9 protein-coding genes are annotated in these 9,361 nt (G+C 73.1%); 3 read left to right on the forward strand and 6 right to left on the reverse strand.

Annotated features, from left to right (window positions below; all coding sequences use genetic code 11):
• Positions 1-115: 115 nt before the first annotated feature.
• From ABD308_RS31290 to ABD308_RS31310, 5 genes are read right to left on the reverse strand one after another with little or no spacing between them, the layout of a single operon-like run.
• The gene (locus ABD308_RS31290; protein ID WP_344342525.1) at positions 116-844 is read right to left on the reverse strand and encodes an ABC transporter ATP-binding protein; all 729 of its coding nucleotides are present in this window, start codon (positions 842-844) and stop codon (positions 116-118) included.
• A complete protein-coding gene (locus tag ABD308_RS31295; protein ID WP_344342529.1) occupies positions 841-1,710 on the reverse strand; it encodes an ABC transporter ATP-binding protein in 870 nt (289 codons plus the stop codon). Before ABD308_RS31295 ends, ABD308_RS31290 begins: the two co-directional genes overlap by 4 nt.
• Positions 1,707-3,071, reverse strand: a complete 1,365-nt coding sequence (locus ABD308_RS31300) for a branched-chain amino acid ABC transporter permease (protein WP_344342532.1) — start codon at positions 3,069-3,071, stop codon at positions 1,707-1,709. The genes ABD308_RS31295 and ABD308_RS31300 overlap by 4 nt, the downstream gene beginning before the upstream one ends.
• The gene (locus ABD308_RS31305; RefSeq protein WP_344342535.1) at positions 3,068-3,997 is read right to left on the reverse strand and encodes a branched-chain amino acid ABC transporter permease; all 930 of its coding nucleotides are present in this window, start codon (positions 3,995-3,997) and stop codon (positions 3,068-3,070) included. The genes ABD308_RS31300 and ABD308_RS31305 overlap by 4 nt, the downstream gene beginning before the upstream one ends.
• 13 nt (positions 3,998-4,010) lie before the next feature.
• Complete coding sequence (locus ABD308_RS31310) at positions 4,011-5,186, reverse strand: branched-chain amino acid ABC transporter substrate-binding protein (protein WP_344342539.1); 1,176 nt, start codon at positions 5,184-5,186, stop codon at positions 4,011-4,013.
• A 347-nt stretch (positions 5,187-5,533) separates the two neighbouring features.
• Between ABD308_RS31310 and ABD308_RS31315 the strand changes: the two genes are divergently transcribed.
• The 3 genes from ABD308_RS31315 (at position 5,534) to ABD308_RS31325 (ending at position 8,592) form a co-directional block, all read left to right on the forward strand.
• Positions 5,534-6,094, forward strand: coding sequence for a hypothetical protein (locus ABD308_RS31315; protein WP_344342542.1), 561 nt, complete (start codon positions 5,534-5,536; stop codon positions 6,092-6,094).
• A 336-nt stretch (positions 6,095-6,430) separates the two neighbouring features.
• Positions 6,431-7,615: a 3-hydroxybenzoate 6-monooxygenase gene (locus tag ABD308_RS31320; protein WP_344342545.1), complete on the forward strand. Its 1,185-nt coding sequence runs from the start codon at positions 6,431-6,433 to the stop codon at positions 7,613-7,615.
• 77 nt (positions 7,616-7,692) lie between these two features.
• Entirely contained in the window at positions 7,693-8,592 is a 900-nt protein-coding gene (locus ABD308_RS31325) for a Gfo/Idh/MocA family protein (protein WP_344342557.1), read from the forward strand.
• 121 nt (positions 8,593-8,713) lie between these two features.
• Here ABD308_RS31325 and ABD308_RS31330 read toward each other — a convergent pair whose 3' ends face one another.
• Positions 8,714-9,160, reverse strand: coding sequence for a hypothetical protein (locus ABD308_RS31330; protein WP_344342548.1), 447 nt, complete (start codon positions 9,158-9,160; stop codon positions 8,714-8,716).
• Positions 9,161-9,361: the final 201 nt, after the last annotated feature.

The following is a 9,361-nucleotide window of genomic DNA, read 5'->3' on the forward strand; positions in this document are numbered from 1 at the left end:
GGCCGGAGCCCGATCCGCTGCCCCCGCCGGGCCCTCGTCCGGACCCGCGCCCGCACCCCGGGCCGCTGCCCGGGCCCGGGCCGGCCCCCGAACCGGTCACCCGGGCCGTGGGAGCTCAATCCGCCGTCCCGCCCAGATAGGCGGCGCGCACCCGGGGATCGTGCAGCAGCTCGGCCGCCGGGGCGCTCATCACGATCGCCCCGGTCTCCAGGACGTAGCCGCGGTCGGCGAGCCTGAGCGCCTGCGCGGCGTTCTGCTCGACCAGCAGGACGGTCGTTCCCTGGCTGTTGATCTCCCGCACGATGTCGAAGATCTGGGTGACGATCAACGGGGCCAGGCCCATCGACGGCTCGTCCAGCAGCAGCAGTCCGGGCCGTCCCATCAGCGCGCGCCCGATGGCGAGCATCTGCTGCTCGCCGCCGGAGAGCGTGCCGGCCTGCTGGCCGCGCCGTTCGGCCAGCACCGGGAACAGGGCGAGGACCCGGTCGAGGTCCTCCCGCGGGGTGCGGCGGAAGCGGTAGGCGCCCATGTCGAGGTTCTCCCGCACGGTCATCCCCGGGAACACCCGCCGTCCCTCGGGCGCGTGCCCGATCCCGAGGCCGACCACCTCGTGCGGCGGGACGCCGTCCACCCGCGCGCCGCGGAAGCGGATCTCGCCCTCCCGGGGCCGCAGCAGGCCCGACACCGCCCGCAGGGTGGTGGTCTTGCCGGCCCCGTTGGCGCCGAGCAGGGTCACCACCTCGCCCTCCTCGACCACCAGGTCGATCCCCTTCAGCGCCTCGATCGCGCCGTAGGAGACGCGCAGGCCGCGCAGCTCCAGCACCGGCGGTCCGGTGCCGCTCACGGCTCCTCCCGGGGCCCGGCGGTGCCCAGGTACGCCTCCACGACCGCCGGGTCGCGCCGCACCTCGGCCGGCCGCCCCTCGGCGATCACCCGGCCGAAGTTGAGCACCGTCACCCGGTCCGCGACCGACGTCACCAGCCGCATGTCGTGCTCGATCAGCAGCACCGTCACCCCGAGTTCCCCGTTGATCCGCCGGATCAGCCGCTCCAGTTCGCGCTTCTCGGTCGGGTTGGTGCCCGCCGCGGGCTCGTCCAGCAGGAGCAGCGCGGGCCCGGTGGCGAGGGCCCGGGCGATCTCCAGCCGCCGCTGGACGCCGTAGGGGAGCGCGGAGGCCGTCTCGTCGGCGACCGCGCGCAGCCCGGTGAAGTCCAGCAGGGCGGCGGTCGCGGCGTCGCTGGACCGCTCGTTGGCGCGGGCGCGCGGCAGCCGCAGCATGGCGGCGACCGGGCCGGTGCGCTGCCTGGTCTCGGCGGCGACCTTGACGTTCTCGTAGGCGGACAGGGCGGCGAACAGCCGGATGTTCTGGAAGGTGCGGGCGATGCCGGCCCGGTTCACCACGTGCGGCTTGCGGCCGCGCCGCCGGCGCGCCGGGCCGGCGACCAGCTGGACGGGGTGCTCGGCGGTCGGCGGGGCGAAGGCGATGGTGCCCTCCTGGGGCGTGTAGACGCCGGTCAGGCAGTTGAACAGGGAGGTCTTCCCGGCGCCGTTGGGCCCGATGACGGCCAGGATCTCGCCCCCGTCGGCGGTCAGGTCGACCCCGTTGAGGCTGGTCAGGCCGCCGAACCTCAGGGTGACCCCGCGCACGGCCAGCAGCGGGGCGGGCGGCGGGGCGGGCGAAGGGGCGTCCGTCGGCGGACCGGCCGTCATGGCGACCTCCCCTCGGGGCTCTCGGACATCGCGTCGGCGTCCGCGATGCCCTGGGCGGCCAGGCCGAGCTCACGCCGGCGCCGGCGCGAGGGGATCAGGCCCTGCGAGCGGAAGATCATCATCACCACGAGGATCCCGCCGATCCAGATCGGGATGTCCTCCTGGCGGACGAGCTCCCGCTCCTGGAAGACGGCGGGCAGGAAGGTCAGCAGCGCCGCGCCGACCACCACCCCGATCAGCGAGCCCATGCCGCCGAAGATCACGTACGACAGCACGCTGATCGACAGCACCACCGGGAAGCTGGCCGGGTTGATGTAGCCGATCCGGGAGGCGTACAGGACGCCGGACAGGCCGGAGACCGAGGCGCCGATCGCGAAGGCCATCAGCTTGTACCGCACGGTGGGCACGCCGGTGGCGGCCGCGGCGACCTCGTCCTCGCGCACGGCCGTCCAGGCGCGGCCGACCTTGGAGTGCTCCAGACGGCTGAACAGGAACAGCACGACGGCCAGCATGCCGATGAACAGGTACCAGTAGGGCAGCGAGTCCAGGCCCCACTCGTAGTGCACGCCGTCGAGGTGGACGGAGAAGTGCGGGATGCCGCCCGCGCCCTGGTTGCCGCCGGTCCAGGCGTCCTTGTTGACCAGGAACAGCTGGACGATCTCGTGGAAGCCGAGGGTGACGATGGCCAGGTAGTCGCCGCGCAGCCGTAGCGTCGGCGCGCCGAGCAGCAGCCCCGCGACCAGGCAGACGGCGACGGCGATCGGCAGGACGACGAAGGGGTTGAGGGCGAACGGCGGCTTCACCGGCAGAGCCCGGGTGAAGAAGGCGCAGGTGTAGGCGCCGATCGCGAAGAAGGCCACGTAGCCGAGGTCGAGCAGGCCGGCCCAGCCGACCACCACGTTGAGGCCGACGGCGAGCAGCACGAACACCGCGACCTGGTCGACCAGGACGCGCTGGTAGAACTCGCCGGCGAACCGCGGCAGGACGATCGCCGCGACCGCCGCGGCGAGCAGGAACAGCCGCTGGTAGCGCCGCCGTCCGGTGATCCGTCGCCAGCCGGCGCGCACGCCCGCGGTGTGCCGGGCGAGGCGCCGGCCGAGGTCGCGGGCGCGCGAGACCTCCAGCAGCGCCCACACGGCGGTCGCGGCGGCCAGCCACCCGATCAGGGCGGGGGAGCCGAGCGACTGGCGCAGCACCAGCAGGTGGTCGGTGGACGTGCCCTCGGCGGTCGAGGTGAGCACGGTCAGCAGCACCCCGGCGGCCAGCCAGCCGCCCAGGCGGACCAGCCGCGCGGGGACCCGGCGCCGGCGCCGGCCGGGGGCGGGGACGGGAGCGGAGACGGGGGGCGTGCCGGTGCTCATGCCGCCCGTCCCAGGCTCCGGCCGAGGATGCCGGTCGGGCGGAACATCAGCACCAGGATCAGCACCACGAACGCGACCACGTCGATCCACTGGCTGGACACGCAGGACTGGCTGAGGCTCTCCGCCACGCCGAGCAGCAGCCCGCCGAGCATGGCGCCGCGGATGTTGCCGATCCCGCCGAGCACCGCCGCCGCGAAGGCCTTGATGCCGGGCAGGAAGCCCATCTGGTAGTGCACGTTGAGGTAGGTGCCGAAGAGGAAGCCGGCGGCCCCGCCGAGCAGCCCGCCGATCACGAAGGTCTGGGAGACGACCCGGTCGACGTTGACGCCCATCAGGCTGGCGGTCCGCGCGTCCTGGGCGACGGCGCGGATGCCCGAGCCGAGCCTGGTGCGGTTCACCACCCGGTCGAGCAGCAGCATCATGACGACCGCGGTGCCGACGATCACCAGCTGCTGCACCCGGACCTGGGCGCCGAACAGGGTGAACACGACGCGGTTGGTGTAGAGCGCGGGAACGTCGGTGCGGTCGCGGCCGAACAGCTTCCCGGCGAGGTTGAACAGGAACAGCGAGGCGCCGATCGCGGTGATCAGGTAGACCAGCCGGGGCGCGCCGCGCCGTCGCAGCGGACGGTACGCGACGCGCTCCAGCAGGAAGGCGACGGCGGCCCCGAACACCGCGCCGCCGAACAGTCCGGCCAGCGTGAACAGCACGGACCGCGCGCCGTGCGGCGTGCTCCCCGGGGTGGCGAGCGCCTGGGCGATGAACAGGCCGGCGAACCCGCCGGTCATGAACACCTCGCTGTGCGCGAAGTTGATCAGCTGCAGCACGCCGTACACCAGCGTGTAGCCGATCGCGATCAGCGCGTAGAGCGAGCCCAGGGTGATCCCGGGGACCAGGAACTGCCAGAAGTGGTCGGTGAGGCACATGGGCGGGCGCGGGTCAGCCGGCGATCAGCTTGTCGACGGTGCCGAGCGCGGCGATCTGGCCGTTCCTGACCTCGTAGACGTAGACGCCCTTCTCGGTGACCTCGCCGTTGGGCTGGAACTTGATCTCCTTGCTGAGGCCCTGGTGGTCCACGGTGCGCAGGCCCTCCACGACCTTCTGCCGGTTGACGTCGGTGCCGAGCGACTTCATCACCTGGATGAGGGTGTTGGCGGTGTCGTAGCCCTCCGGCGAGTAGGTGCCCGGGGGCTGGTGGGCGAGCGCGGTGTAGTCGTTGACGAACTGCTTGGCCGCCGGATCGGCGGAGGCCGCCGCCGACAGGCACGGGCAGGTCATCTGCCAGCCCTCGCCGGCGGCGCCGGCGAGCTGGATGAACTTGGGGTCGTTGGTGCCGTCGTCGGACATCGCCTTGCCGGTGAACGAGGTGTTCTTCAGCGCCTTCGCGAGCGGGGCCGCGTCGGCGTAGTAGCCGGCGTAGTAGACCGCCTGCGCACCGGAGTTGGCGATCTTGGTGGCGACCGCCGAGTAGTCGTTGGTCCCGGCGGCCACGCTGTCGCCGGTCACCCGCGCGCCGTTGGCCGTCAGCTGGTTCCTGATGTTCCCGGCGAGGCCGACGCCGTAGTCGGACTTGTCGTCGACCAGGTAGACCGACGTCACCTTGAGCACCTTGGTGAGGTAGTCGGCGGCCGCGACGCCCTGCGCGGAGTCCGGCGGGACGATCCGGAAGAAGGTCTTGAAGCCGTTGGCCGGATCGGTGAGCGCCGAGTTGGTCGCCGACGCGCTGACCGAGGCGAGGTTCGCCTGGGTGAACAGCGGCTCGGCGGCCTTGGTGGCGCCGGAGAAGGTCGGCCCGACCACGCCGACGACGCTGCTGTCGCCGATGAGCTGCTGGGCCGCGGTCGGCCCCTTGGCGGGGTCGCCCTGGTCGTCGGCCTCCTTGACCTTGAGCGTGAACGGCAGGTCGCCCTTGTCGTTCGCCTGCTGGACGGCGAGCTTGACGCCCCAGTCGATGTTGATCCCGAGCTGGGCGTTGGGCCCGGTCAGCGGCCCCTGGAAGCCGATGGTGTAGGTGGGTTTGTCGGCCGCGACGGCGCTCGTGTGCGCGAGCGGGGACAGCGCCAGCGCCCCGGCCATCACCGGGACGCCTGCCAGGATGAGGATTCTTCTGCGCATGATGCACCTCTCGGGCGGCGCCTGCCCGGATCACGCTCGGTTACACGTGCCGTCCGGCGTCCGCCGCCGCCAGGGCGAAGGGTTCACTCCGGGTGCCCGCCCGGCCGGGCCGCCGGGGGCGGGACCGGTGGGCGAGGACGGTGGGCGAAAGCGTCGTGGTACCCCACTGTACGTTCGGGCGCCGCCACCGGCCGCTCGGGGAATCCGTTCGGGCGCCACCCCGGCGATCCCGGTGGTGCGCCCGTTTTCGGGGTGGGTCGAAGGGCTTTGCCGGGCCGGACCGCGCGCGGCGAGACTTTCCGCGGCACCAGGCCATCCGCAGAAGTGACTTGAGGAGAGTGTCCGTCATGAGCATCGCGCGTTCCCTCGTCCCGCGCGCCGGCGTCGCGCTGGGCGCCGTCCTGATGGCGACCGGGCTGCTGGGCGCTCCCGCCCAGGCCGCCGACGGCGCACCCGCCGCACCCCCCGCCGCTTCCGCGGCGGTCGCCGCGGCTCCCGCCTCCGACGCCAACCAGACGGTCATCCGGGCCACCGCCGGCCTGACCCGCGGCCAGAGCTGGTCCTCACCCGACGGCAGCACCGTGCTGTCCCAGCAGTACGACGGGCACGTCGTCCTCTACAAGAACAACGTCGCGATCTGGACCGCCGTGGGCACCTACGGGCTCGGCACCTACTTCTACGTGCAGGACGACGGCAACCTCACCGCCTACGACGCCGCCTGGCGCCCCCTGTGGGAGAGCCGCACCGGCCGCCACCCCGGCGCGTACCTGGCCATCCAGAACGGCGGCAACCTGGTCGTCTACTACGGCAGCACCCCCCTGTGGTGGTCCAACTACCACCCCGGCGGCACCGGCCCGATCGACCCCGACCCCGAGTGCACCCCGACCACCCATCAGCTCTGCCCGTAACCTCCCCGCCATCCACCAACTCTGCACACAAACTCTCCATGACCCGCCGGCGACCGCCGGGACCGCTCCCCGTGGGCGCGGCCCCGGCGGTCCGCATCGTCCCGTGCCGTCCCCCCGTTGTCCACCATCCGTTCAGAACCGGCGATTTCATCCTGCCCCAGTAGTGCGCGTAGACACCACCGGTGACGTTCCGCAGCCGTTCGCGCGCCTCCTGTGGCGGCACCCGGACGCGCCGCCACGGTGCTTCGAACCCCACCGAAGGTAAAGCTTCCGTTTGCGGTCGTCCGCCCCATAAGCTGCTCGCGACTTGGGGGAACGACCCACGGGGGAACCGCAATGCTCCACGCAATCGTCGCCGGCGGCGGCATCGGCGGCCTGGCCACGGCCCTGGCACTCGCCAACAACGGACACCGCGTCACCGTCCTGGAACGCCAGGACGTCTTCACCGAGGTCGGCGCCGGCATCCAGATCGCACCCAACGGCTTCCACGCCCTGAACCTGCTCGGCGTCGGCGCGGCCGTCCGCGAACGCGCGGTCCTGGTCGACGAGCTGCGCCTGCTGGACGCGCTCACCGGCGAGCGGCTGGTCGTCATGCCGGTCGGCGAGCGCTACCGGGCGCGCTTCGGCGAGCCGTACGCCGTCGTGCACCGCCGCGACCTCCACGGCCCGCTGCTCAGGGCCTGTCAGAACATCGCCGACGTCGACCTGGTGAAGGGCGCCGCGGTACGGGAGTTCACCCAGGACGCGGACCGCGTCACCGTCACCACCACGGACGGCCGGACGTTCACCGGGGACCTGCTGGTCGGCGCCGACGGCATCCGCTCGACGGTCCGCGCGCAACTGCTGGACGACGGGCCGCTCCGCCCCTGCGGCCACACCATCTACCGCACCCTGGTGCCCATGGAGCGGGTGCCGCAGCGGCTGCGCCGCAACGCCGTCACCCTGTGGGCCGGCCCCGGGTGGCACATCGTCCACTACCCCGTCGCGGGCGGGGAGCAGCTCAACCTCGCCGCGGTGCTGGACGACGGCGCCACCGAGGCCGTCGCGGGCCGCCCGACCGCGCACGAGACCGTGCTGAGCCGCTTCCCCGACCTCGACCCGACCCCCGGCGAGCTCCTGCGCCTGGGCGAGGACTGGCGCGAGTGGGTCCTGTGCGACCGCGACCCGGTCGACGTCTGGACCCGCGACCGGGTGACCCTGATGGGCGACGCCGCCCACCCGATGCTCCAGTACGCCGCCCAGGGCGCCTGCCAGGCCCTGGAGGACGCCGTCGTGCTCGGCGACGTCCTGGCGAACGCCCCGGCCGGCGACGTCACCGACCGCCTGGCGAAGTACGAGGAGTCCCGGCGCGAGCGCGCCGGACGCGTCCAACTGCTCGCCCGCGAGATGGGCACCGAGCTCTACCACCCCGCCGGCGAGCAGGCCCGGGCCCGCGACGCGATGCTGCGCCCGCTCACCGAGGACGACCTGCACGACAAGGTCTCCTGGCTGCACGCCACCCCCGTCGGGGCCGGCGCGTAGGTGCATAGGGTAGGGGTGACACCCGCCCGCGCACCCCTGGAGATCCGATGAGTCCGACCGCCGCCACCGACACCCCGATTCCGGTCGGGGTGATCGGGCTCGGTGACATCGCGCAGAAGGCCTACCTGCCCGTCCTCGGCACCCTGCCCGGCCTGGACCTGCGGCTGATGACCCGTGACGGCGCCAAGCTGGACCGGCTCGGCGAGGCGTACCGGATCGCACCGGCGCACCGGTTCACGGACCTCGGCCAACTGATCGACAGCGGCATCCGGGCGGCCTTCGTGCACGCCGCGACCGACCAGCACGTGCCGATCGTCGAGCGGCTGCTCACGGCCGGCGTCGACGTCTACGTGGACAAGCCGCTCGACTACACCCTCGACGGCGCCCGCCACCTGGTCGGCCTCGCCGACCGCACCGGCCGTTCCCTGGCGGTCGGTTTCAACCGCCGCCACGCCCCCGGCTACGCCCAGGCGCTGGAACGGCCGCGGGACCTCATCGTCCTCCAGAAGAACCGCGAGGGCCTGCCCGAGGCCGCGCGCACCCTGGTCTTCGACGACTTCATCCACGTCGTCGACACCCTGCGCTTCCTGGCCCCCGGCGAGATCGACCACGTCGACGTCCGCGCCCGGGTGCGCGACGGCCTGGTGGAGCACGTCGCCCTCACCCTCGCCGGGGACGGCTTCACGGCCCTCGGCATCATGAACCGCCGCTCCGGATCGACGGAGGAGATCCTGGAGGTCTCCGGCGCCGACTCCAAGCGCGCGGTCCACAACCTCGCCGAGGTCATCGACCACCGCGGCCAGCCCACCACCCGCCGCCGCGGCGACTGGGTCCCCGTGGCCCGCCAACGCGGCATCGAGCAGGCCGTCCACACCTTCCTCACCGCCGTCCGCACCGGCAAGCCCCTCGACGCCCACGACGCCCTCCGCACCCACGAACTGTGCGAACTCATCGTGGAACGCATCGAGAATCCCTGACGCTCCGTCAGGTAGTGGCGTGCGTCGGGTGCGTCTGGGTGCGTCTGGGCGCATCGGCGTGCAAGGGAACGCGGCCCGGTCCCGGTGGGTGGGACGGGCCGCGGGTGGGGCGGGGGTGGGATCAGCAGGGGACGGTGACCGTGACGGTGGCGGTGGAGGGCGGCCAGCCGCCGTTGTCCACGCTGAAGTTGGCGGTCACCGAGCTGCCGCAGGTGGCCGTGGTGAGGATCTCGCCGACGGAGGTGCCGCCGGCGGGTACCAGGACGGTGGTGTAGAGGGCCGGGCCCGGGGGCAGGCCGGGCGCGGTGCCGGAGAGCTTGAAGCCGACGTTCTGGGGGACCCAGGCCGGGTCGGTCGGGTAGGCCTGCCCGAAGAGGCGGACCTGGAGGCCGTTGACCTCGATACAGGCGCGGGTCGTCAGAAAGCCGGGCGCGCCCGGGGTGCCGCAGGTGGTGAAGGGGCCGGGCGGGCCGGTGGGCGCGGGGGTGGCGGCGACGGCGGCCGGGGCGGTCAGCGCGGCGAGGACCGCGGCGCCGGCCAGGGTGGCGGCGGTGCGACGACGGTGCATGGTGGGTTCCCTCCTTGTGCGCAGCGCGCTCGGCGGGAAGCCGGGCGCGCTGTGACATGTCACATCGTTTTGGGGAATGGTGGCACTCGGGTGACATGGGAGGGGTGCGCCGGCGGCCGAATGACCGGAAGCGGACCGGCGGTTGGCCTGGACGGCATGTCATGTTCCTGGCGTGGTAAAGGGAAAGCGGCCCGGCCGGAC

This window comes from Kitasatospora putterlickiae, assembly GCF_039527695.1.
Lineage (GTDB): Bacteria > Actinomycetota > Actinomycetes > Streptomycetales > Streptomycetaceae > Kitasatospora > Kitasatospora putterlickiae.

Coding starts and splice junctions, on each gene's coding strand:
- ABD308_RS31305 (WP_344342535.1), bottom strand. CDS start 3,997: ATGTGCCTCACCGACCACTTCTGGCAGTTCCTGGTCCCCGGGATCACC.
- ABD308_RS31310 (WP_344342539.1), bottom strand. CDS start 5,186: ATGCGCAGAAGAATCCTCATCCTGGCAGGCGTCCCGGTGATGGCCGGG.
- ABD308_RS31295 (WP_344342529.1), bottom strand. CDS start 1,710: ATGACGGCCGGTCCGCCGACGGACGCCCCTTCGCCCGCCCCGCCGCCC.
- ABD308_RS31315 (WP_344342542.1), top strand. CDS start 5,534: ATGAGCATCGCGCGTTCCCTCGTCCCGCGCGCCGGCGTCGCGCTGGGC.
- ABD308_RS31330 (WP_344342548.1), bottom strand. CDS start 9,160: ATGCACCGTCGTCGCACCGCCGCCACCCTGGCCGGCGCCGCGGTCCTC.
- ABD308_RS31320 (WP_344342545.1), top strand. CDS start 6,431: ATGCTCCACGCAATCGTCGCCGGCGGCGGCATCGGCGGCCTGGCCACG.
- ABD308_RS31300 (WP_344342532.1), bottom strand. CDS start 3,071: ATGAGCACCGGCACGCCCCCCGTCTCCGCTCCCGTCCCCGCCCCCGGC.